General features: G+C 67.5%; 32 protein-coding genes. 29 read left to right on the top strand and 3 right to left on the bottom strand.

Annotated features, from left to right (window positions below):
* Nucleotides 1-3: 3 nt before the first annotated feature.
* From rplP to truA, 23 genes are all read left to right on the top strand, one after another.
* A complete protein-coding gene (gene rplP, locus M4V62_RS18310) occupies nt 4-423 on the top strand; it encodes a 50S ribosomal protein L16 (RefSeq protein WP_135332557.1) in 420 nt (139 codons plus the stop codon).
* A complete protein-coding gene (gene rpmC / locus M4V62_RS18305; protein ID WP_003998824.1) occupies nt 423-647 on the top strand; it encodes a 50S ribosomal protein L29 in 225 nt (74 codons plus the stop codon). The genes rplP and rpmC overlap by 1 nt, the downstream gene beginning before the upstream one ends.
* Nucleotides 647-931 carry a 30S ribosomal protein S17 gene (gene rpsQ, locus M4V62_RS18300; protein ID WP_055564830.1) on the top strand — a complete coding sequence of 95 codons (285 nt, stop codon included), beginning with the start codon at nt 647-649 and terminating at the stop codon, nt 929-931. Before rpmC ends, rpsQ begins: the two co-directional genes overlap by 1 nt.
* A 108-nt stretch (nt 932-1,039) precedes the next feature.
* Nucleotides 1,040-1,408, top strand: coding sequence for a 50S ribosomal protein L14 (gene rplN / locus M4V62_RS18295; protein WP_073768975.1), 369 nt, complete (start codon nt 1,040-1,042; stop codon nt 1,406-1,408).
* Nucleotides 1,409-1,410: 2 nt separating this feature from the next.
* Nucleotides 1,411-1,734 carry a 50S ribosomal protein L24 gene (gene rplX, locus M4V62_RS18290; protein WP_055553504.1) on the top strand — a complete coding sequence of 108 codons (324 nt, stop codon included), beginning with the start codon at nt 1,411-1,413 and terminating at the stop codon, nt 1,732-1,734.
* Nucleotides 1,734-2,291 carry a 50S ribosomal protein L5 gene (gene rplE, locus M4V62_RS18285; protein WP_249588332.1) on the top strand — a complete coding sequence of 186 codons (558 nt, stop codon included), beginning with the start codon at nt 1,734-1,736 and terminating at the stop codon, nt 2,289-2,291. The genes rplX and rplE overlap by 1 nt, the downstream gene beginning before the upstream one ends.
* Nucleotides 2,292-2,296: 5 nt before the next feature.
* On the top strand, nt 2,297-2,482 hold the full coding sequence (locus M4V62_RS18280; RefSeq protein WP_003948630.1) for a type Z 30S ribosomal protein S14: 186 nt from the start codon (nt 2,297-2,299) through the stop codon (nt 2,480-2,482).
* A gap of 224 nt (nt 2,483-2,706) precedes the next feature.
* A complete protein-coding gene (gene rpsH, locus M4V62_RS18275) occupies nt 2,707-3,105 on the top strand; it encodes a 30S ribosomal protein S8 (protein ID WP_160506666.1) in 399 nt (132 codons plus the stop codon).
* Nucleotides 3,106-3,126: 21 nt separating this feature from the next.
* Nucleotides 3,127-3,666 (top strand): 50S ribosomal protein L6, encoded by a 540-nt coding sequence (gene rplF, locus M4V62_RS18270; RefSeq protein ID WP_249588331.1) that lies wholly within the window; start codon nt 3,127-3,129, stop codon nt 3,664-3,666.
* A 3-nt stretch (nt 3,667-3,669) separates the two neighbouring features.
* Nucleotides 3,670-4,053: a 50S ribosomal protein L18 gene (gene rplR, locus M4V62_RS18265; protein WP_160506668.1), complete on the top strand. Its 384-nt coding sequence runs from the start codon at nt 3,670-3,672 to the stop codon at nt 4,051-4,053.
* 46 nt (nt 4,054-4,099) lie between these two features.
* A complete protein-coding gene (rpsE, locus tag M4V62_RS18260) occupies nt 4,100-4,702 on the top strand; it encodes a 30S ribosomal protein S5 (protein WP_160506669.1) in 603 nt (200 codons plus the stop codon).
* Nucleotides 4,702-4,884, top strand: coding sequence for a 50S ribosomal protein L30 (rpmD, locus tag M4V62_RS18255; protein ID WP_041985698.1), 183 nt, complete (start codon nt 4,702-4,704; stop codon nt 4,882-4,884). Before rpsE ends, rpmD begins: the two co-directional genes overlap by 1 nt.
* Before the next feature lies 1 nt (nt 4,885).
* Nucleotides 4,886-5,341 (top strand): 50S ribosomal protein L15, encoded by a 456-nt coding sequence (rplO, locus tag M4V62_RS18250; protein WP_249588330.1) that lies wholly within the window; start codon nt 4,886-4,888, stop codon nt 5,339-5,341.
* 224 nt (nt 5,342-5,565) lie between these two features.
* Nucleotides 5,566-6,879, top strand: a complete 1,314-nt coding sequence (secY, locus tag M4V62_RS18245; RefSeq protein WP_249588329.1) for a preprotein translocase subunit SecY — start codon at nt 5,566-5,568, stop codon at nt 6,877-6,879.
* Entirely contained in the window at nt 6,879-7,532 is a 654-nt protein-coding gene (locus M4V62_RS18240) for an adenylate kinase (RefSeq protein WP_249588328.1), read from the top strand. The genes secY and M4V62_RS18240 overlap by 1 nt, the downstream gene beginning before the upstream one ends.
* Before the next feature lie 114 nt (nt 7,533-7,646).
* Nucleotides 7,647-8,486, top strand: a complete 840-nt coding sequence (map, locus tag M4V62_RS18235) for a type I methionyl aminopeptidase (protein WP_249588327.1) — start codon at nt 7,647-7,649, stop codon at nt 8,484-8,486.
* 153 nt (nt 8,487-8,639) lie between these two features.
* The gene (infA, locus tag M4V62_RS18230) at nt 8,640-8,861 is read left to right on the top strand and encodes a translation initiation factor IF-1 (protein ID WP_003948620.1); all 222 of its coding nucleotides are present in this window, start codon (nt 8,640-8,642) and stop codon (nt 8,859-8,861) included.
* Nucleotides 8,862-8,918: 57 nt separating this feature from the next.
* Nucleotides 8,919-9,032: a 50S ribosomal protein L36 gene (gene rpmJ, locus M4V62_RS18225; RefSeq protein WP_003974245.1), complete on the top strand. Its 114-nt coding sequence runs from the start codon at nt 8,919-8,921 to the stop codon at nt 9,030-9,032.
* 178 nt (nt 9,033-9,210) lie between these two features.
* Nucleotides 9,211-9,591 (top strand): 30S ribosomal protein S13, encoded by a 381-nt coding sequence (rpsM, locus tag M4V62_RS18220; protein ID WP_135332566.1) that lies wholly within the window; start codon nt 9,211-9,213, stop codon nt 9,589-9,591.
* 62 nt (nt 9,592-9,653) lie between these two features.
* Nucleotides 9,654-10,058, top strand: coding sequence for a 30S ribosomal protein S11 (gene rpsK / locus M4V62_RS18215; protein WP_003948617.1), 405 nt, complete (start codon nt 9,654-9,656; stop codon nt 10,056-10,058).
* Between the two features lie 120 nt (nt 10,059-10,178).
* On the top strand, nt 10,179-11,201 hold the full coding sequence (locus M4V62_RS18210; protein WP_016645160.1) for a DNA-directed RNA polymerase subunit alpha: 1,023 nt from the start codon (nt 10,179-10,181) through the stop codon (nt 11,199-11,201).
* 138 nt (nt 11,202-11,339) lie between these two features.
* Nucleotides 11,340-11,834: a 50S ribosomal protein L17 gene (gene rplQ / locus M4V62_RS18205; protein WP_249588326.1), complete on the top strand. Its 495-nt coding sequence runs from the start codon at nt 11,340-11,342 to the stop codon at nt 11,832-11,834.
* Nucleotides 11,835-11,915: 81 nt separating this feature from the next.
* Nucleotides 11,916-12,770: a tRNA pseudouridine(38-40) synthase TruA gene (gene truA / locus M4V62_RS18200; RefSeq protein WP_249588325.1), complete on the top strand. Its 855-nt coding sequence runs from the start codon at nt 11,916-11,918 to the stop codon at nt 12,768-12,770.
* 15 nt (nt 12,771-12,785) lie between these two features.
* Here the strand turns inward: truA and M4V62_RS18195 are convergent, their stop codons facing one another.
* The gene (locus M4V62_RS18195; RefSeq protein WP_249588324.1) at nt 12,786-13,634 is read right to left on the bottom strand and encodes a hypothetical protein; all 849 of its coding nucleotides are present in this window, start codon (nt 13,632-13,634) and stop codon (nt 12,786-12,788) included.
* Nucleotides 13,635-13,708: 74 nt separating this feature from the next.
* On the opposite strand from M4V62_RS18195, the gene M4V62_RS18190 reads away from it, so the two are divergent.
* From M4V62_RS18190 to glmM, 4 genes are all read left to right on the top strand, one after another.
* Nucleotides 13,709-14,920, top strand: a complete 1,212-nt coding sequence (locus tag M4V62_RS18190; protein WP_249588323.1) for a glycosyltransferase family 87 protein — start codon at nt 13,709-13,711, stop codon at nt 14,918-14,920.
* Nucleotides 14,921-15,131: 211 nt separating this feature from the next.
* Nucleotides 15,132-15,575, top strand: coding sequence for a 50S ribosomal protein L13 (gene rplM / locus M4V62_RS18185; protein WP_249588322.1), 444 nt, complete (start codon nt 15,132-15,134; stop codon nt 15,573-15,575).
* Between the two features lie 46 nt (nt 15,576-15,621).
* A complete protein-coding gene (gene rpsI, locus M4V62_RS18180; protein WP_249588321.1) occupies nt 15,622-16,143 on the top strand; it encodes a 30S ribosomal protein S9 in 522 nt (173 codons plus the stop codon).
* Between the two features lie 144 nt (nt 16,144-16,287).
* The gene (glmM, locus tag M4V62_RS18175) at nt 16,288-17,646 is read left to right on the top strand and encodes a phosphoglucosamine mutase (protein ID WP_249588320.1); all 1,359 of its coding nucleotides are present in this window, start codon (nt 16,288-16,290) and stop codon (nt 17,644-17,646) included.
* 35 nt (nt 17,647-17,681) lie between these two features.
* Here glmM and M4V62_RS18170 read toward each other — a convergent pair whose 3' ends face one another.
* Both M4V62_RS18170 and coaA read right to left on the bottom strand, forming a co-directional pair.
* A complete protein-coding gene (locus M4V62_RS18170; RefSeq protein WP_249588319.1) occupies nt 17,682-18,629 on the bottom strand; it encodes a DUF389 domain-containing protein in 948 nt (315 codons plus the stop codon).
* A gap of 37 nt (nt 18,630-18,666) precedes the next feature.
* Complete coding sequence (coaA, locus tag M4V62_RS18165) at nt 18,667-19,665, bottom strand: type I pantothenate kinase (RefSeq protein ID WP_249588318.1); 999 nt, start codon at nt 19,663-19,665, stop codon at nt 18,667-18,669.
* Between the two features lie 148 nt (nt 19,666-19,813).
* Here coaA and M4V62_RS18160 point away from each other — a divergent pair, with 148 nt between their 5' ends.
* Both M4V62_RS18160 and M4V62_RS18155 read left to right on the top strand, forming a co-directional pair.
* On the top strand, nt 19,814-20,182 hold the full coding sequence (locus M4V62_RS18160; protein ID WP_249588317.1) for a holo-ACP synthase: 369 nt from the start codon (nt 19,814-19,816) through the stop codon (nt 20,180-20,182).
* Nucleotides 20,183-20,244: 62 nt separating this feature from the next.
* Entirely contained in the window at nt 20,245-21,717 is a 1,473-nt protein-coding gene (locus tag M4V62_RS18155; protein ID WP_249588316.1) for an NAD(P)H-hydrate dehydratase, read from the top strand.
* Nucleotides 21,718-21,827: the final 110 nt, after the last annotated feature.

Here is a 21,827-nt window from a genome sequence, read left to right as displayed (position 1 = left end):
GACATGCTGATCCCTCGTAGGGTCAAGCACCGCAAGCAGCACCACCCGAAGCGCAGCGGTATGTCCAAGGGTGGTACGCAGGTTGCGTTCGGCGAGTACGGGATTCAGGCCCTCACTCCGGCGTACGTGACCAACCGCCAGATCGAGGCGGCTCGTATCGCGATGACCCGCCACATCAAGCGTGGCGGCAAGGTCTGGATCAACATCTACCCGGACCGCCCGCTGACGAAGAAGCCCGCCGAGACCCGCATGGGTTCCGGTAAGGGTTCCCCCGAGTGGTGGGTCGCGAACGTCAAGCCCGGACGGGTGATGTTCGAGCTGTCCTACCCGAATGAGAAGACTGCGCGTGAGGCGCTTACCCGCGCTGCTCACAAGCTTCCGATGAAGTGCCGGATTGTTCGGCGCGAGGCAGGTGAGTCGTGATGTCGGCCGGTACCAAGGCGTCCGAGCTGCGCGAACTGGGTGACGAGGAGCTTCTCGCGAAGCTCCGCGAAGCCAAGGAAGAGCTGTTCAACCTCCGCTTCCAGGCGGCGACCGGTCAGCTCGAGAACCACGGGCGGCTCAAGGCCGTCCGTAAGGACATCGCGCGGATCTACACCCTGATGCGTGAGCGCGAGCTGGGCATCGAGACGGTGGAGAGCGCCTGATGAGCGAGAGCAACGTGACTGAGACCAAGACTGACCGCGGATTCCGCAAGACCCGTGAGGGTCTGGTCGTCAGCGACAAGATGGACAAGACCGTCGTCGTCGCTGTCGAGGACCGCGTGAAGCACGCGCTGTACGGCAAGGTCATCCGCCGTACGAACAAGCTCAAGGCGCACGACGAGCAGAACGCTGCTGGCGTCGGCGACCGCGTCCTCCTGATGGAGACGCGTCCGCTGTCGGCGACCAAGCGCTGGCGCATCGTCGAGATCCTCGAGAAGGCCAAGTAATTTCCGAGGGGATTTCCCCTCGGATCAGTTCCGCCAGGCTCGGCGGGGGCCGGTTCCCGTAAGGGATAAAGCCCCCGCCGGGAACCGGCAGACAATCAGGAGATAGACGTGATCCAGCAGGAGTCGCGACTTCGGATCGCCGACAACACGGGTGCGAAGGAAATTCTCACCATTCGTGTTCTCGGTGGCTCGGGTCGCCGCTACGCGGGCATCGGTGACGTCATCGTCGCCACCGTCAAGGACGCGATCCCCGGTGGCAACGTGAAGAAGGGTGACGTCGTCAAGGCCGTCATCGTTCGCACCGTCAAGGAGCGCCGCCGTCCCGACGGCTCGTACATCCGCTTCGACGAGAACGCCGCCGTCATTCTGAAGAACGACGGCGACCCTCGCGGCACCCGTATCTTCGGCCCGGTCGGTCGTGAGCTGCGCGAGAAGAAGTTCATGAAGATCATCTCGCTCGCGCCGGAGGTGCTGTAAGCATGAAGATCAAGAAGGGCGACCTGGTTCAGGTCATCACCGGTAAGGACAAGGGCAAGCAGGGCAAGGTCATTGCCGCTTACCCGCGCGACGAGCGTGTCCTGGTCGAGGGTGTCAACCGGGTCAAGAAGCACACGAAGGCCGGCCCGACCGCCAGCGGTTCGCAGGCCGGCGGCATCGTGACCACCGAGGCCCCTGTCCACGTCTCCAACGTCCAGCTGGTCGTGGAGAAGGACGGCAACAAGGTCGTCACGCGTGTCGGTTTCCGCTTCGACGAAGACGGCAACAAGATCCGCGTTGCCAAGCGGACGGGTGAGGACATCTGATGACGACCACCACCACTCCGCGTCTGAAGACGAAGTACCGCGAGGAGATCGCGGGCAAGCTGCAGGAAGAGTTCTCCTACGAGAACGTCATGCAGACCCCGGGCCTCGTCAAGATCGTGGTCAACATGGGTGTCGGCGACGCCGCCCGTGACTCGAAGCTCATGGACGGTGCCGTCCGTGACCTGACCACCATCACGGGTCAGAAGCCGGCCATCACCAAGGCCCGGAAGTCCATCGCGCAGTTCAAGCTGCGCGAGGGTCAGCCGATCGGCTGCCACGTCACGCTTCGTGGCGACCGCATGTGGGAGTTCCTGGACCGCACCCTGTCGCTCGCGCTTCCGCGCATCCGCGACTTCCGTGGTCTGTCCCCCAAGCAGTTCGACGGCCGTGGCAACTACACCTTCGGTCTCACGGAGCAGGTCATGTTCCACGAGATCGACCAGGACAAGATCGACCGCGTCCGGGGTATGGACATCACCGTGGTCACCACGGCGACCAACGACGCTGAGGGCCGTGCGCTCCTTCGTCACCTCGGCTTCCCGTTCAAGGAGGCGTAAGCGAGATGGCGAAGAAGGCACTTATTGCCAAGGCTGCTCGTAAGCCCAAGTTCGGTGTGCGCGGCTACACCCGCTGCCAGCGTTGTGGCCGTCCGCACTCCGTGTACCGCAAGTTCGGCCTGTGCCGCGTCTGCCTTCGTGAGATGGCTCACCGTGGCGAGCTGCCGGGCGTGACCAAGAGCTCCTGGTAATTCCCGCCTGTCCTTAGGGACTTGGGAATTACTGGAGGCTCTCGGTAAGTATCTGGTCGGTAGGTGGCCCACCTCTCCATGGCTTAGGCTAGGAGGGTTGGGCGCCTGCCGCCCTGACCGACTTACTACGCCGTAGGTCCCCGCGCCGCACCCGTCCCGCCTCTGAGTGGGGAGAGGGATGGCGCAGATAGGAAACCACGGCGAGAGAGGCCGAAGGCCAATTCATGACCATGACTGATCCGATCGCGGACATGCTGACTCGTCTGCGTAACGCGAACTCGGCGTACCACGACTCCGTGGCGATGCCGCACAGCAAGATCAAGTCTCACATCGCGGAGATCCTCCAGCAGGAGGGCTTCATCACGGGCTGGAAGACCGAGGACGCCGAGGTCGGCAAGAACCTCGTCCTCGAGCTGAAGTTCGGCCCGAACCGTGAGCGCTCCATTGCGGGCATCAAGCGGATCTCCAAGCCCGGTCTCCGGGTTTACGCGAAGTCCACCAATCTGCCGAAGGTGCTCGGCGGCCTGGGCGTGGCGATCATCTCCACGTCCCACGGTCTCCTCACCGGCCAGCAGGCAGGCAAGAAGGGCGTAGGTGGGGAAGTCCTCGCCTACGTCTGGTAGTCGGGAACGGAGGAATAGCTAATGTCGCGTATTGGCAAGCTCCCCATCACGGTTCCCGCCGGCGTGGACGTCACCATCGACGGCCGGACGGTCTCGGTTAAGGGTCCCAAGGGCTCCCTTTCCCACACCGTCGTCGCGCCGATCGACATCGCTAAGGGTGAGGACGGCGTGCTGAGCGTCACCCGCCCGAACGACGAGCGTCAGAACAAGGCCCTGCACGGCCTGTCCCGCACGCTGGTGGCGAACATGATCACCGGCGTGACCACGGGTTACGTGAAGAAGCTCGAGATCAGCGGTGTCGGTTACCGCGTGCTCGCGAAGGGCTCCAACCTGGAGTTCTCGCTGGGTTACAGCCACCCGATCCTGGTCGAGGCCCCCGAGGGCATCACCTTCAAGGTGGAGTCCGCGACCAAGCTTTCGGTCGAGGGCATCGACAAGCAGAAGGTCGGCGAGGTTGCGGCCAACATCCGCAAGCTGCGCAAGCCCGACCCGTACAAGGCCAAGGGTGTCAAGTACGAGGGCGAAGTCATCCGGCGCAAGGTCGGAAAGGCAGGTAAGTAAGCCATGGCATACGGTGTGAAGATCGCCAAGGGTGACGCTTACAAGCGTGCCGCCAAGGCCCGCCGCCACATCCGCATCCGCAAGAACGTGTCGGGTACGGCGGAGCGTCCGCGCCTCGTCGTGACTCGCTCGAACCGCAACATCGTTGCTCAGGTCATCGACGACCTCAAGGGTCACACCCTTGCGTCGGCGTCGACCCTGGACGCGACGATCCGCGGTGGCGAGGCCGACAAGTCCGCGCAGGCCAAGCAGGTCGGCGCGCTCGTTGCCGAGCGTGCCAAGGCTGCGGGTGTCGAGGCCGTCGTGTTCGACCGCGGTGGCAACAAGTACGCCGGGCGCATTGCCGCTCTGGCGGACGCCGCCCGCGAAGCCGGGCTGAAGTTCTAAGCCCCGGTTCCGGAGCTAGCGGACGTAACAGAGAGAGGTAATTCCAATGGCTGGACCCCAGCGCCGCGGAAGCGGTGCCGGTGGCGGCGAGCGGCGGGACCGGAAGGGTCGCGACGGTGGCGCTGCCGCCGAGAAGACCGCATACGTTGAGCGCGTTGTCGCGATCAACCGTGTCGCCAAGGTTGTCAAGGGTGGTCGCCGCTTCAGCTTCACCGCGCTGGTCGTGGTGGGCGACGGTGACGGCACCGTAGGTGTCGGATACGGCAAGGCCAAGGAAGTTCCCGCGGCCATCGCCAAGGGCGTTGAAGAGGCCAAGAAGAACTTCTTCAAGGTTCCGCGTATCCAGGGCACCATCCCGCACCCGATCACGGGCGAGAAGGCCGCAGGCGTCGTCCTGCTCAAGCCTGCTTCCCCCGGTACCGGTGTTATCGCCGGTGGCCCGGTGCGTGCTGTGCTCGAGTGCGCCGGCGTGCACGACATCCTGTCGAAGTCGCTCGGTTCTTCGAACGCGATCAACATCGTGCACGCGACCGTGGCGGCCCTCAAGGGCCTGCAGCGTCCCGAGGAGATCGCGGCTCGCCGTGGTCTGCCCCTCGAGGACGTCGCTCCCGCGGCCCTGCTTCGTGCACGTGCCGGGGCGGGTGCGTAATGGCTCGCCTCAAGATCACGCAGACGAAGTCGTACATCGGCAGCAAGCAGAACCACCGCGACACGCTGCGTTCGCTCGGGCTCAAGCGCCTGAACGACGTGGTCGTCAAGGAAGACCGCCCCGAGTTCCGCGGAATGGCTAACACCGTCCGCCACCTCGTGACGGTTGAGGAGGTCGACTGACATGGCGGAGCAGAACCCGCTGAAGGTCCACAACCTCCGGCCCGCCCCGGGCGCCAAGACCGCCAAGACCCGTGTGGGTCGTGGTGAGGCGTCCAAGGGTAAGACCGCAGGCCGTGGTACCAAGGGCACCAAGGCCCGTTACCAGGTTCCGGAGCGCTTCGAGGGCGGGCAGATGCCCCTCCACATGCGCCTCCCGAAGCTCAAGGGCTTCAAGAACCCGTTCAAGACCGAGTTCCAGGTCGTGAACCTCGACAAGCTGAGCGCGCTGTTCCCCGAGGGTGGCGAGGTCACCGTCGAGGGTCTCGTCGCCAAGGGTGCCGTTCGCAAGAACAGCCTCGTCAAGGTTCTCGGCCAGGGTGAGGTCACCGTGGCGCTGCAGGTGACGGTTGACGCCGTCTCCGGCTCCGCCAAGGAGAAGATCACCGCCGCTGGCGGTACCGTCACCGAGCTCGTCTGAATTCTTCAGGCCACTCGATGACTTGAGCGATTCCCAGCCGGGGATGCCCCACATATGGGGCATCCCCGGTTGGTCGTTCCAAGGGGGGCACGGTCGCCGGTAAGGTGGCGTGCACTGTCTAAGCTCCGTGCGGTCTGCCCGTGCGGTTTTTCTGACTGATACGTATTCGTCGATCCTCAGACCACTACCTCTTGCGCACGCGCGCGGGGGTCGCAGGAGGCACCGTGCTCACCGCGTTCGCCCGGGCGTTCAAGACGCCCGACCTGCGCAAGAAGCTGCTCTTCACGCTCGGCATCATCGTGATCTACCGGATCGGTACGCACGTACCGATTCCCGGTGTCAGCTATAAGAACGTCCAGACCTGCATGGACCAGGCCAACTCCAACCAGGGGTTGTTCGGCCTGGTGAACATGATGAGTGGCGGGGCGCTCCTGCAGATCACGATCTTCGCCCTCGGCATCATGCCGTACATCACGGCGAGCATCATCTTGCAGCTGCTGACCGTGGTGATCCCGCGGCTCGAGGCCCTCAAGAAGGAGGGCCAGGCCGGCACGGCGAAGATCACGCAGTACACGCGTTATCTCACTGTCGCGCTCGCGATCCTCCAGGGGACCGGCCTCGTGGCCACCGCTCGCACGGGCTCGCTGTTCTCCGGCTGCCCCGTCGCCACCGAGATCGTGCCGGACCAGTCCATCTTCGTGACCGTCACCATGGTCATCACGATGACTGCGGGCACGGCCTGCGTCATGTGGCTCGGTGAGCTCATCACCGACCGCGGCATCGGCAACGGCATGTCGATCCTCATGTTCATCTCGATCGCCGCGACCTTCCCGAGCGCCCTGTGGGCCATCAAGGAGCAGGGCTCGCTGGCTGATGGCTGGATCGAGTTCGGCACGGTGATCGCGGTCGGTCTCGTCATGGTCGGTCTGGTCGTCTTCGTGGAGCAGGCTCAGCGCCGCATTCCCGTCCAGTACGCGAAGCGCATGATCGGTCGCCGTTCCTACGGCGGTACGTCGACGTACATTCCGCTGAAGGTCAATCAGGCGGGCATCATCCCTGTGATCTTCGCCTCTTCGCTGCTCTACATCCCTGCTCTCGTCGCCCAGTTCGCGGGTGGCAACTCGGGGTGGAAGCAGTGGATCGAGGCGAACCTGACCAAGGGCGACCACCCGATTTACATCGCGACGTACTTCTTGTTGATCGTGTTCTTCGCCTTCTTCTACGTGGCTATCTCGTTCAACCCCGAGGAAGTCGCGGACAACATGAAGAAGTATGGTGGCTTCATCCCGGGCATCCGGGCTGGCCGTCCGACCGCTGAGTACTTGAGCTACGTACTCAACCGGATCACGTGGCCGGGCTCGCTGTATCTGGGTCTGATCGCTCTCGTGCCGACGATGGCGTTGGTGGGCTTCGGCGCGAACCAGAACTTCCCGTTCGGCGGGACAAGCATCCTGATCATCGTGGGTGTGGGTCTGGAGACCGTGAAGCAGATCGAGAGCCAGCTCCAGCAGCGCAATTACGAAGGGTTCCTCCGCTGATGCGAATCGTCCTCGTCGGGCCGCCCGGTGCGGGCAAGGGAACGCAGGCCGCGTTCCTCGCCAAGAACCTGAAGATCCCGCACATCTCCACGGGCGACCTCTTCCGCGCCAACATCAGCAAGGGCACGGAGCTGGGCAAGCAGGCGAAGGCCTTCATGGACGCCGGCAACCTCGTCCCCGACGAGGTCACCATCGGCATGGCCCACGACCGCATGACGCAGCCGGACGCCACGAACGGCTTCCTGCTCGACGGCTTCCCGCGGAACGTGTCGCAGGCCGAGGCCCTGGACGAGTCGCTCAAGGCGGACGGCCAGAAGCTGGACGCGGTGCTCGACCTCGAGGTCCCCGAGGACGAGGTGGTCAAGCGCATCGCGGGCCGCCGCATCTGCCGGAACGATTCCAGCCACGTCTTCCACGTGACGTACAGCAAGCCGAAGACCGAGGGCGTCTGCGACGTCTGCGGCGGCGAGCTCTACCAGCGCGGTGACGACCAGGAAGAGACCGTGCGCAAGCGGCTCGACGTGTACCACCGCGAGACCGAGCCGATCATCGACCACTACAAGGCCCAGGGCCTGGTGGTCACGATCTCGGCGCTCGGCAAGGTGAACGAGGTCACCAAGCGCGCGATGGACGCCCTCAAGGGCGACAAGTAGTCAGTACGCTGTCTCGGCCGCGGTGCCCCTCGGGGGACCGCGGCCGTAGTGTTGTGTACGTAGCGGTTACGTACGTAACCGGTTGTCGGACGGATGACGGAGAGCGGAAGCCCCATGGTGCAGATCAAGACCCCCGAGCAGATCGCGAAGATGCGTGAGGCGGGCCTTGTCGTCGCCGCCGTCCACGCCGCGACGCGCGAGGCGGCGGTGCCGGGTGCCACCACGAAGGACCTGGACGACGTCGCCCGCAAGGTGATCGCCGAGCACGGCGCGAAGTCCAACTTCCTGGGGTACGGCGGCTTTCCGGCGACGATCTGCACCTCGGTCAACGAGGTCGTCGTGCACGGCATCCCGGACGACAAGACCGTCCTGAAGGACGGCGACATCATCTCCATCGACGCGGGCGCCATCATCGACGGCTGGCACGGCGACGCCGCGTACACCGCGTTCGTGGGCACCGGTCACGCTCCGGAGCTGATCGAGCTCTCCCGGGTGACCGAGGAGTCGATGTGGGCCGGCCTGGCCGCCATGAAGCAGGGCAACCGCCTCGTGGACATCTCCCGCGCCATCGAGACGTACATCCGCCGCCAGCCGAAGCCCGGCGGCGGCAAGTACGGCATCGTCGAGGACTACGGCGGCCACGGCATCGGCACCGAGATGCACATGGACCCCCACCTCCTGAACTACGTCGAGCGCCGCCGCGGCAAGGGCCCCAAGCTGGTCCCCGGCTTCTGCCTCGCGATCGAGCCCATGGTCTCCCTCGGCACGCCCCGCACGGAGGTCCTGGAGGACGACTGGACGGTCATCACGACGGACGGCACCTGGTCCTCGCACTGGGAGCACTCCGTCGCGCTGACGGAGGAGGGGCCGATTGTGCTGACGGCTCCTGACTGCGGCAAGGCGAAGCTGGCGGAGTACGGGGTTACGACGGCGCCGGACCCGCTGGCGAAGTGACCCCCTTGCTTAAGGATCTTGCTCGTGGGGCATTCTTCCTCGATTCGTCTTTCCGGGTGGCCTGACGTAGACTGACGCGTCGGCTCTCGTGCATCCGTGTGTCTGCATGCGGTGAACGAAGTCGATCAAGGTAGTCGATTCGAAGGGCAGAGCGTGGCCAAGAAGCAAGGTGCCATCGAGATCGAGGGCACTGTCGTTGAGTCTCTTCCGAACGCCATGTTCAAGGTTGAGCTCCAGAACGGCCACCAGGTCCTGGCACACATCAGCGGCAAGATGCGTATGCACTACATCCGCATCCTCCCTGACGACCGGGTCGTGGTGGAGTTGTCTCCTTACGACCTGACCCGTGGCCGGATCGTCTACCGGTACAAGTAGATCTTGCCCCCGCCCCATCTCGTATGGGGCGAGGCACTGACCCGGAGAACCTCACCAATGAAGGTCAAGCCGAGCGTCAAGAAGATCTGCGACAAGTGCAGGGTGATCCGCCGTCACGGCCGGGTCATGGTTATCTGCGACAACCCGCGCCACAAGCAGCGCCAGGGCTGACGCACGACTGCAGTTCGCAGATTTTCGCGCGACGCACGTAAGCACATATGCAGGACGCGTCCCTCTTCAGTGATGGAGGGCGACACCCCCGGTCGGAGGCCGGGGACCCAGGATGTACCTCGTACGGCACCTGGGACCGGTCCTGCTGAAGACCTCCGAAAATCAACAGGAGCCTTGAATGGCACGCCTTGAAGGTGTTGACCTCCCGCGCGAAAAGCGTGTTGAGGTCGCCCTCACGTACGTGTTCGGCATTGGCCGCACGCTGTCCCAGCAGACGCTGGACGCCACCGGTGTGGACCGCAACACCCGTGTTCGTGATCTGTCCGAAGAGGACCTGATCAAGATCCGCGAGTACGTGGACGCGAACATCCAGACCGAGGGTGACCTCCGTCGCGAGATCCAGGCCGACATCCGCCGCAAGGTCGAGATCGGTTGCTACCAGGGTCTTCGTCACCGTCGTGGCCTGCCCGTCCGCGGTCAGCGCACCAGCACCAACGCCCGCACCCGTAAGGGCCCGCGTCGCGCCATCGCCGGTAAGAAGAAGCCGGGCAAGAAGTAGTCCTCAGCGGTCGATCGACAGCTGTCGCTGCAGGACCGACCACCTCGCGTAGGAGTTAATAGATGCCCCCCAAGGGTCGTCAGGGCGCTGCCAAGAAGGTGCGCCGCAAGGAAAAGAAGAACGTCGCTCACGGGCACGCCCACATCAAGAGCACGTTCAACAACACCATCGTCTCGATCACGGACCCCACGGGCAACGTGATCAGCTGGGCCTCCGCCGGCCACGTCGGCTTCAAGGGCTCGCGCAAGTCGACTCCGTTCGCCGCGCAGATGGCCGCCGAGTCGGCCGCGCGTCGCGCCCAGGAGCACGGCATGCGCAAGGTTGACGTCTTCGTCAAGGGTCCCGGCTCCGGCCGTGAGACCGCGATCCGCTCCCTCCAGGCCACTGGCCTCGAGGTCGGTTCGATCCAGGACGTCACGCCGACGCCGCACAACGGCTGCCGTCCCCCCAAGCGTCGCCGCGTCTGACGCACGTCGTTTGGTCTGAGGATTTCGGGCGGTGCGGCTCTCCGGAGCTGTACCGCCCGTACCCTTGTAACAACATCAGGGCATCAAATAGTGGGTGCCCCTGACTGAAGGACTCACTTCATGCTGATCGCTCAGCGTCCCTCGTTGACCGAAGAGGTCGTCGACGAATTCCGCTCCCGGTTCGTGATCGAGCCGCTGGAGCCGGGCTTCGGTTACACCCTCGGTAACTCTCTGCGTCGGACCCTTCTCTCCTCGATCCCGGGTGCGGCCGTCACGTCCATCCGCATCGACGGTGTCCTGCACGAGTTCACCACCGTGCCGGGCGTCAAGGAAGACGTCACCGACCTCATCCTCAACATCAAGCAGCTGGTCGTCTCCAGCGAGCACGATGAGCCCGTCGTGATGTACCTGCGCAAGCAGGGTCCCGGTCTGGTCACCGCCGCCGACATCGCGCCGCCGGCCGGTGTCGAGGTGCACAACCCCGACCTGGTCCTCGCCACGCTCAACGGCAAGGGCAAGCTGGAGATGGAGCTGACCGTCGAGCGCGGTCGCGGCTACGTCTCGGCCGTCCAGAACAAGCAGGTGGGCCAGGAGATCGGTCGTATCCCGGTCGACTCGATCTACTCGCCGGTCCTGAAGGTCACGTACAAGGTCGAGGCGACCCGTGTCGAGCAGCGCACCGACTTCGACAAGCTGATCGTCGACGTCGAGACCAAGCAGGCCATGCGGCCGCGTGACGCCATGGCGTCCGCGGGCAAGACGCTGGTCGAGCTGTTCGGTCTGGCGCGCGAGCTCAACATCGACGCCGAGGGCATCGACATGGGCCCCTCGCCGACGGACGCGGCCCTGGCCGCCGATCTCGCCCTGCCGATCGAGGAGCTGGAGCTCACCGTTCGGTCGTACAACTGCCTCAAGCGCGAGGGCATCCACTCCGTGGGTGAGCTCGTGGCCCGCTCCGAGGCGGACCTGCTCGACATCCGCAACTTCGGTGCGAAGTCGATCGACGAGGTCAAGATGAAGCTGAACGGCATGGGTCTCGCGCTGAAGGACTCGCCTCCCGGCTTCGACCCGACCGCTGCCGCTGACGCCTTCGGGGCTGACGACGACGCGGACGCTGGGTTCGTCGAGACCGAGCAGTACTAAGAGCTCGGGACTGACAGTTTGATTTTGGCTGCGCGTGCGTTCTGGTTGCTCGCGCAGTTCCCCGCGCCCCTTACGGGGCGCGGGTGCCACTGACCCCGGTACCTGATACGGCCGGGGCAGACAACAAGGAGAAACACCATGCCGAAGCCCACCAAGGGTGCCCGTATGGGCGGCAGCGCCGCGCACGAGAAGCTTCTTCTGGCGAACCTCGCCAAGCAGCTCTTCGAGTACGGCCGCATCACCACCACCGAGGCGAAGGCCCGTCGTCTGCGTCCCTACGCGGAGCGTCTGGTCACCAAGGCGAAGAAGGGTGACCTTCACAACCGTCGCCAGGTGCTCCAGGTGATCACGGACAAGAGCATCGTGCACACGCTCTTCACCGAGATCGGCCCGCGCTACGAGAACCGCCCCGGTGGTTACACCCGTATCACCAAGATCGGTAACCGTCGTGGCGACAACGCGCCCATGGCGATCATCGAGCTTGTCGAGGCCCTGACCGTGGCGCAGGCTGCCACCGGTGAGGCCGAGGCGGCGACCAAGCGCGCCGTCAAGGAAGACGCCCTCAAGAAGGACGACGCGCCCGTCGAGGACGCGAAGCCGGTTGAGGCCGCCGAGGAGTCCAAGGACGCCTGAGGCTCTGCCTTGCTGTGAGCGGGTCCGCCCTTCGGGGCGGGCCCGCTTTCGCGTGGTCGGCTTCCTGAGAGGATCTGTTCTGTGAGTGATGAAGTAGAGCCCGGGTTCGTGCGGGTGCGTCTCGACCTTTCGTACGACGGCAAGGATTTCTCCGGCTGGGCCAAGCAGCGGCAGGGGCAGCGGACCGTCCAGGGCGAGATCGAGGACGCGCTGCGGACCGTGACGCGCTCGCAGGAGACGTTCGAGCTGACCGTCGCCGGGCGGACCGACAGCGGGGTGCACGCGCGGGGGCAGGTCGCTCATGTCGATCTGCCCGAGGACGTGTGGGCCGAGCACAGCGACAAGCTGCTGCGGCGGCTCGCCGGGCGGCTGCCGCACGACGTGCGGGTCTGGAAGGTGGCCGAGGCCCCTGCCGGATTCAACGCGCGCTTCGCGGCCGTGTGGCGGCGTTACGCCTATCGCGTGACCGACAACCCGGGCGGCGTCGATCCGCTGTTGCGCAGTCATGTGCTGTGGCACGACTGGGAGTTGGACCTCGACGCCATGAACGCCGCCGCCGAGAAGCTCGTCGGTGAGCATGACTTCGCCGCCTACTGCAAGCGGCGCGAGGGCGCGACCACCATTCGTACGCTGCAGGAGCTGCGGTGGGAGCGTCGGGACGACGGGATTCTCGAAGCCACCGTGCGGGCCGATGCCTTCTGCCACAACATGGTGCGGTCGCTGGTCGGCGCCATGCTGTTCGTGGGGGACGGGCATCGCCCCGTGGAGTGGCCCGCCCAGGTGCTCGCCGCCGGGGTGCGGGACTCCGCCGTGCACGTCGTACGGCCGCACGGGCTGACCCTTGAGGAAGTCGGTTACCCCGCCGACGAGTTGCTCGCCGTGCGCGCCAAGGAAGCGCGCAACAAGCGGACGTTGCCCGGCGCCGGGTGCTGCTGAGCCCCGACTGCCGGACTACTCGGGGGCGTTGGCCGCGGCGGAGGCCTGGGCCTCGCCCCGCCGGTTGATCTGGCCGAAGGCGAAGCGGGCCAGGTCGTCGCCGACGGTGTAGACCTTGCGCTCCTTCTCCGTGACGTCCTTGTCGCTGGTGAAGCCGGAGGTCGTGAAGTAGGCGTAGCGGCCGTAGGCGTTGTACGTGCCGCGGCAGACCGCCGTACGGCAGAAGGCGGGGATGCCCTTGCCGGACAGGGAGAGGACCAGGCCTTCCTTCGCCTGGTCGTTGGCCTTGGCGGCCTGGGCCGCCGTGTCGAAGACGGCGACGCCGACCGTGACGGCGATGTTGTCCTTCACGTAGCTGGCGCGGAAGAGCTGCGTGCAGTCGTTCTTGGTGAGGACCGCGGCCAGTTTGGCCTGCGTGACGCTCGCGCACTTCTTCGTGCCGTCCGTGTCGCCCTTCTTGTAGACACGGTCGCCCGAGGTCAGCGACTTGCCGGGGAAGAGCGTGTCGGCGCTGAGCGGCGCCTTGTCCTTCTTGGCGCTGGAGATGAACTCCTTGGGGTCCGGCGGGGGCGGCGGTGTCGTCTCCTCGAAGGACGGGCCGGGGTTCTCGCTCGCGCCGGGGATGTCCGCGGTCGAGGGCAGCTCGCTGGCCGGTTTGTTCGCGGCGGAGGAGTTGTCGCTGTTCGCGGAGACGACCGCGACGGCGACCGCGGCCGCGACCACGACGGTGGCGAGCGCGCCGCCACCGATCATCAGCCATTTGCGGCGCCGGGTGCGCGATTCGGACGCCTCGGCGAGCGCCGCCCAGTCAGGGGTCTGTGAATCCCCTGGACCCCACTGAGGTCCCCCTTGCCCAAAGCTCATGCGCCGCATCTTAGACGGGGAGTTGGGGATGTTGAGCGGGGGTCCGGGGAGGGGCCCGGCCTAGCCTGATCCGTATGAACACGGGCAAAGTAGCTGTTAGCGGGTGGTTGTTGCGGCCGGTGACCTGGCACGGCTGGGCGGCCCTCGGGGTCGTGCTCCTCGCCGGGGTCGTGCGCGTGGGGCTGCGGGGCCCGGACGGCGGCATGGACAACGCCATCGTGGTGCGGGCGGCCGAGGCCTGGCTTGAGGGGCGTTCGCCCTACGCCGACCGGCACTTCCTCTATCTGCCGGGTGCCGTGCTCGCCGCGGTGCCGCAGGCACTGCTTCCGCAGTCCGTCGTGCGGTTCCTCGTCCCGGCGGGGGTCACGGCCTCGCTCGTCGTCGGGTGGGGGTGCGCGCTGCGGATCCACGGGGTGGCGTGGCGCAGCCGGTTCGCGGTGCTCGGTCTCCTCGCGCTCGCCGTGGGGTTCGCGCCGTTCGGGCATCTGATCGGCCTCGGGAACTGGACGGTGGCGTCGGCGGCGGCGCTGCCGCTCGCGCTGCTCCTCGTCTGCCGGGGGAAGTGGGTGGCCGCGGGTCTTGTCATCGGGACGGCCGTCGCCGTGAAGCCGCTGCTCGCGCCGGTGGTGCTGCTCTTCGTCTTCGCGCGGCGGTGGCGGGCGCTCGGGGGCGCGGTGCTCGTGCCGGCGGTGGTGTCGGCGGGGGCCGCGCTCGCGATGCCGGACCCGGCGGGGTTCTTCACGCGGACGCTGCCGTTCCTGCTGCGGGGCGACGACAGCTTCGTACGGCTCTACGAGGCGTCGCCCGCCGCGATCCTGCCGCGGCTCGGGGTGCCGCAGGGGGTGGCGTCGCTGCTCGCCCTCGCGGCGGCAGGGGCGGGGGTGTGGTGCGCCTGGCGGCGGTGGAAGAGCGGTGGGGGGCCGGGGGAGCTGCGGGTGGTCGAGACGGCGGTGATGCTGATGCTGGCGGCCTTCCTGGTGTCCAGGCCCTCGTACGACCACTACCTCCTTGTGGTCGTGCCGCTGCTGCTCGCGGGGGCGCTCGTGCCGGGGGCGGTGGCCCGGGGGCCGTGGTTCTGGGTGGCGCTCGTGCCGCAGGTCCCGGGGTTCAGCTGGCCCTGGCTGGAGCCGGGCACCAGGCGGGCCTTCCGGGACTGCGTGACGCTCTGTGTGCTGGCGCTCACGGTCGCCCGGAGCTGCGTCCGGAAGGGCGGGGCTACTCTGGAAAGTACAGACCCGCCGGTGGTGGGGGAGTCGCCGTTGCCGGTCTCCAGAGCCGCGTTTTGACCCGTACGGGGCGGCGCGGGTACTCTCGGAGATTGTTATGCGTATTGGTGTCGTCGTTCTCACGCGAAGGGCCCATACGTAGGTTCCCTGGAGCAGTTACCAGTGGCTCGCATACGGGCAGCGTCCCCGGCACTGTGAGCCCCAGCTGCATGATCGCTTCCTGGGTGCCGTGTGTCTGGACCCCATCCACTGAAGAAGCGAAGGCTACGAAGTGCGTACGTACAGCCCCAAGCCCGGCGATGTGACCCGCCAGTGGCACGTCATTGACGCTCAGGACATCGTCCTGGGCCGTCTGGCGACCACTGCCGCCAACCTCCTGCGCGGCAAGCACAAGGCGATCTACGCCCCCCACATGGACATGGGCGACTTCGTCATCATCATCAACGCCGACAAGGTTCACCTGTCCGGCAACAAGAAGACCCAGAAGATGGCGTACCGCCACTCCGGCTACCCGGGTGGTCTGCGTTCCGTCCGCTACGACGAGCTTCTTGCGAAGAACCCCGAGAAGGCCGTCGAGAAGGCCATCAAGGGCATGATCCCCAAGAACACCCTGGGTCGTCAGATGCTCTCGAAGCTGAAGATCTACTCGGGCGACCAGCACCCCCACGCTGCTCAGCAGCCGGTGCCGTTCGAGATCACCCAGGTCGCGCAGTAGTTCCGGCCACAGCCCCTAAGACGTAAAGAAAGATCTGAGGAGAATCGTGGCCGAGACCACCGTTGAGCAGCCGGTCGAAGAGACCGAGGTTGTTGACGTCGAGCAGTACACCACCGAGTCCGAGGCGCCCGTCGAGGGCGAGTACACCTCGGAGTCGAACGCCGCGCGCTTCGGCGACCCGCAGCCGGCCGCCGGCCTGGGCCGTCGCAAGAACGCGATCGCCCGTGTCCGGATCGTTCCGGGCACCGGCAAGTGGAAGGTCAACGGGCGCACGCTCGAGGACTACTTCCCGAACAAGGTCCACCAGCAGGAAGTCAACGAGCCCTTCAAGGTGCTCGAGCTCGACAACCGCTACGACGTCATCGCCCGCATCTCGGGCGGCGGCGTCTCCGGTCAGGCCGGTGCGCTCCGTCTCGGTGTCGCCCGTGCGCTGAACGAGGCCGACGTCGACAACAACCGCGCCGCCCTCAAGAAGGCCGGTTACCTCAAGCGTGACGACCGTGCGGTCGAGCGCAAGAAGGCCGGTCTCAAGAAGGCCCGCAAGGCTCCGCAGTACAGCAAGCGCTAATCTGCCTGCTTGTGCTTTTCGTTCGCCCCGGCGGCACGTTGTGTGCTGCCGGGGCGTTCGTTTATCGGGAACCTGGTGATCACCCCGGTGATCCCGGGTCGGGACCCCGGTGATCCCGGGGTAGAAGTCCGGAGGAGGACAGCAGTGGGACGACTCTTCGGCACGGACGGCGTGCGCGGTGTCGCCAACGCGGATCTGACGGCCGAGCTCGTGCTCGGGCTCTCCGTGGCGGCGGCTCATGTGCTCGGCGAAGCGGGCACGTTCGAGGGCCATCGGCCGGTCGCGGTGGTCGGACGAGACCCCCGCGCGTCAGGGGAGTTCCTGGAGGCCGCGGTGGTAGCCGGTCTCGCGAGCGCGGGCGTGGACGTCCAGCTCGTCGGTGTGCTGCCCACCCCCGCGGTGGCGCATCTCACCGGTGCGCTGGGCGCCGACCTCGGCGTGATGCTCTCCGCGAGCCACAACGCCATGCCGGACAACGGCATCAAGTTCTTCGCGCGCGGCGGTCACAAGCTGCCCGACGAGCTCGAGGACCGCATCGAGTCCGTGTACGAGGAGCACCGCACCGGCGATCCCTGGCAGCGGCCCACGGGCGCGGGCGTCGGCCGTGTGCAGACGTACGACCAGGGCCTGGACCAGTACGTCGCGCATCTCCTCGGTGTGCTCCCCAACCGCCTCGACGGACTGAAGATCGTCCTCGACGAGGCGCACGGCGCCGCCGCCCGTGTCTCGCCCGAGGCGTTCGCGCGCGCCGGTGCCGAGATCATCACGATCGGCGCCAAGCCCGACGGCCTGAACATCAACGACGGCTGCGGCTCCACCCACCTGGGTCTCCTGAAGGCCGCCGTCGTCGAGCACGGCGCCGACTTCGGTGTCGCGCACGACGGCGACGCGGACCGCTGCCTCGCGGTGGACCACACGGGTGCCGAGATCGACGGCGACCAGATCCTCGCCGTCCTCGCGCTGGCCATGCGCGAGCACGGCACGCTGCGCTCGGACACGGTCGTCGCGACGGTCATGTCGAACCTGGGCTTCAAGCTCGCCATGGAGCGCGAGGGTCTCTCCCTGGTGCAGACCGGTGTCGGCGACCGCTATGTGCTGGAGTCGATGAAGCAGAACGGCTTCGCACTCGGCGGCGAGCAGTCCGGGCACGTGATCATCCTGGACCACGCGACCACGGGTGACGGCACGCTGACGGGTCTTCTGCTCGCGGCGCGCGTCGCCGAGACCGGGCGCAGCCTCGCCGAGCTCGCCGGGGTCATGGAGCGGCTTCCGCAGGTCCTGATCAATGTGCCCGACGTCGACAAGTCCCGGGTCACCACCTCCGCCGAGCTGACGGCCGCCGTCGCCGAGGCCGAGCGTGAACTGGGCGCCACGGGACGGGTGCTGCTGCGGTCGTCCGGCACGGAGCCGCTGGTGCGTGTCATGGTCGAGGCCGCCGACATCGACCAGGCCCAGTCCGTGGCCGAGCGGCTCGCCGACGTGGTGAAGTCCGCGCTGGGCTAGGGCAGTTGAGTTGCCCGGCCGGGACCGCTGCCCGGCTAGGACGGTTGTGACGTGGCGGTGCGCTCGCGTTGCTTGGCCCAGAAGAACTTCTGGGCCAGGAGCGTGAGCGTACCGGCGAGGACGATGCCGAGCAGGTTGAGCAGGAGCTGCTCGGTGGAGCCCCACGCCTGCTTGTACTCGTCGTAGCTGAAGGCCACGGCCGCGTTCGCCGCCGCGGGGACCGTCGTCACCGAGATCGCGACGCCGACCAGGGCGCCCGACTTCGCCGAGGTGAGGGAGAGCATGCCCGCCGCGCCCGCGAGGACCGCCACCACGAACGAGAACCAGTCGGGGCGGTAGATGAAGTTCGTGTTCGGGCGCTCCGACTTCAGGGCGTCGTCGCTGAACAGGTTCACCGCGTCCATGAAGTAGCTGAAGCCGACGGTCACCACCATCGCGACCGCGAAGCCCACCAGTATCGCGATGAGCGAGCGCAGGGCCAGGCGCGGGGCGCGCTGGACCAGGGCGGTGCAGAAGCCCGCCAGGGGGCCGAACTCGGGGCCCACCGCCATCGCGCCGACGATCAGGATCGCGTTGTCGAGGACCACGCCGCAGGCCGCGATCATCGTGGCGAGCGTGATGAACGCGACGTACGTGATCGAGAGCGTCGACTCCTCGTGGGTCGCGTCGGAGAGCTGCTCCCACAGGACCGCGTCCGCGCCTTCGCCCGGGGCGTCCTCCTCGGCCTTGTCGGCGCGGTGGGACAGGGACAGGTCGATGTTCTCGACCGCGATCGAGCCCGACTCGTCGATGCCGAGCCCGCGCAGACCGCCGATCAGTTCGTCGCCCGCCTCGCGGGCCACGTCGCACATGACGACGTCGCCCGAGGGGTTGCGGGCCGCGCCCGGCAGCACGGCGAGGTGGGTGGTGCCGGTCGTCTCCTCGATCAGACGCACCACGTCATCGGTTCTGTCCGCCGGGGTGATCAGGCGTAGATGCAGCATGCGCGCAGGGTAGCCGCCCGTACCGGGACGTGTGGGGTCAGAGCTTGCGCAGCCTCAGGCGCTGCACCTTGTGGTCGGGGCCCTTGCGGATGACCAGGGCCGCCCGGCCGCGCGTCGGGGCCACGTTCTGAAGGAGGTTGGGCTTGTTGATGGTGCGCCAGGTCGTACGGGCGTAGTCCAGGGCCTCTTCCTCCGAGACCTGGGTGTACTTGCGGAAGTACGAGGACGGGTCCTGGAAGGCCGTGGCGCGCAGCTTCTTGAAGCGGTTCAGATACCAGCGCTCGATGTCCTCGGCGCGCGCGTCCACGTACACGCTGAAGTCGAAGTAGTCGGCGAGGCCCACGCGGGTGCGGCCGTCCTTGCCGGGGAGGGCCGGCTGGAGGACGTTGATGCCCTCGACGATGAGGATGTCGGGGCGGCGGACCGTGAGGCGCTGGTCCGGCACGATGTCGTAGATCAGGTGGGAGTAGACGGGCGCCGTCACCTCGTCCTTGCCCGCCTTGATGTCCGCCACGAAGCGGGTCAGGGCCCTTCTGTCGTACGACTCGGGGAAACCCTTCCTGGACATCAGGCCGCGGGCCTGAAGCTCCTTGGTGGGCAGGAGGAAGCCGTCCGTCGTCACGCGCTCGACGCGAGGGTGCTCGGGCCAGCGGGAGAGGAGTGCCTGGAGGAGACGGGCGACGGTCGACTTGCCGACCGCCACCGAGCCCGCGACTCCTATGACGAAGGGCGTGCCCGACTGGGAGCCCTTCTCGCCGAGGAAGGTGTTGAGCGCGCCGCGCAGGCCGTCGGTGGCGCCTACGTAGAGGTTGAGGAGGCGGGAGAGCGGGAGATAGATGTCCCGCACCTCGTCCAGGTCGATGACATCGCCCAGGCCGCGCAGCTCCTCCAGCTCGGCGGCGGTGAGGGGAAGCGGCGTCTTGTCACGCAGGGCGCTCCACTCGGTGCGGGTGAGGTCGACGTAGGGAGTCGCCTCCGGCCTGTGCCGGTGGGCGCTCCGCGCGGTCGTCGGGGGTACGGAGACCGATGAGATCACAGTCCATTGTTACGGCTGTTTGAACGGGGCGGGGGGTGGGGTGCGTCACCCTGCGGGGCCTGGGCGGTCGGGGTGTGCGGTTTTGTGGGCCGGCGCACCCTGCGGGGCTTGGGCGGTGGGGGGTGCGCGGGCTCGTAGGCTGCTGCTCGTGATTATTGGGGTCGGTATCGACGTGGCCGAGATCGAGCGGTTCGAGGCGGCGCTTGAGCGTACGGCGGGGATGGCCGGGCGGCTGTTCGTGGAGCGGGAGTTGCTGCTGCCGAGCGGGGAGCGGCGCGGGATCGCCTCGCTGGCGGCGCGGTTCGCGGCCAAGGAGGCGCTGGCCAAGGCGCTGGGGGCGCCTGCGGGGCTGCGGTGGACGGACGCGGAGGTGTTCGTCGAGGGGAGCGGGCAGCCGCGGCTGCGGGTGAAGGGGACGGTGGCCGCGCGGGCCGCCGAGTTGGGGGTGCGGTCGTGGCATGTCTCGCTGAGTCATGACGCGGGGGTGGCTTCGGCCGTGGTGATTGCCGAGGGCTGATCGCTGAAAGGCTGATTGCTGAGGGGTGGGCGTCGTGCTCGGCGCTGGGTGACACTCGGGGTATGCGTACTGCGTACACGGTGGAGACGGTCAGGGCAGCTGAGCGGGAGTTGATGGCTCGGGTGCCGGAAGGTGCCTTGATGCAGCGGGCCGCTGCGGGGCTCGCGGTGGTCTGTGCCGAGGTGCTCGGCAAGGTCTACGGCTCCCGGGTCGTGCTGCTCGTGGGGAGCGGGGACAACGGGGGTGACGCGCTGTTCGCCGGGGCGCGGCTTGCCCGGCGTGGGGCCGGGGTGTCCGCGGTGCTGCTTTCGCCCGAACGGGTGCATGCGGGTGGGCTTGCGGCCTTCCGCGCGGCTGGGGGGCGGGTTGTCGCGGGTGAGGGTGCGGAGGGTGTTCTGCGGGGGGCCGACCTTGTCGTGGACGGGATCGTGGGTATCGGGGGGAAGGGCGGGCTGCGGGCCCCGGCTTCTCAACTGGTGAGTTCTGTACGGGCGTTGGGCGCGCCGGTGGTTGCCGTGGATCTGCCGAGTGGTGTCGATGCGGACAGCGGTGTCGTCGTCGGCGAGGCGGTGCGGGCCGATGTGACGGTGACGTTCGGGGTGTACAAGCCGGGGTTGCTGATCGATCCGGGGCGGGAGTACGCGGGGGTCGTGCGGCTGGTCGACATTGGGCTTGAGCTGGGTGTGGGTGTGGGCGCGGGTGGGGGTGCGGGTGCGGGTGTGGGGGAGGCTGAGGTCGAGGCTTTTCAGTACGCCGATGTGGCCTCGCTGCTGCCGTTGCCGACCGGGGAGAGCGACAAGTACCGGCGGGGTGTCGTGGGGATCGTCGCGGGGTCCGCCCGGTATCCCGGGGCCGCTGTGCTCGCTGTCGGCGGTGCGCTGCGGGGCGGCGCGGGGGCCGTGCGGTACGTGGGGCGCGCGGCGGATGCGGTGATCGCCCGGTTCCCGGAGGCCCTTGTCTCGGCGGGGCCGCCGTCCAAGGCGGGGCGGGTGCAGGCCTGGGTGGCCGGTCCGGGGCTCGGGGACGATGCCGAGGGGCTCGCGGATGTGGTGGGTGCCGATGTGCCCGTGCTGATCGACGCGGACGGGCTGCGGCTCGCCGATGCGGCGGCGGTGCGGGGGCGGGGCGCGCCTACCTTGCTCACGCCGCACGCGGGGGAGGCTGCCGCGCTGCTGGGAGTTGCGCGGGAGGAGGTCGAGCGGGGGCGTCTTGCCGCTGTGCGGGAGTTGGCGGGGCGGTACGGGGCGACGGTGCTGTTGAAGGGGTCGACGACGCTGGTCGCGGGCCCGGACGGCGGCGCGGTGCGGGTCAACCCGACGGGGACGCCGTGGCTGGCCACCGCGGGCAGCGGGGACGTGCTGTCGGGGCTGGCGGGGGCGTTGCTCGCGGCGGGGCTCGGGGCGGGGGATGCGGGGGCGGTGGGCGCGTATCTGCATGGGCTCGCGGGGCGGCATGCGGCGGATGGGGCGCCGGTGGGTGCGCAGGACGTGGCGGAGGCGATTCCTGCGGCTTGGCGGGATGTTCGGGGGGACTAGCGTCCGGCTTGGCGGTGCGGTGCGGGTCTGTCTGTGGGGCGGGGCCGTGCCGGTATGTCCGTCCTCGCTATCGTCCGGTGGCCGTGGGGTTGCTTCGGCGGGGGAGTGCG

It is taken from the genome of Streptomyces durmitorensis (assembly GCF_023498005.1).
GTDB classification, from domain to species: Bacteria; Actinomycetota; Actinomycetes; order Streptomycetales; family Streptomycetaceae; genus Streptomyces; species Streptomyces durmitorensis.
The sequence above is the reverse complement of the archived record's forward strand: the minus strand, read 5'-3'. Positions and strand labels throughout refer to the sequence as shown.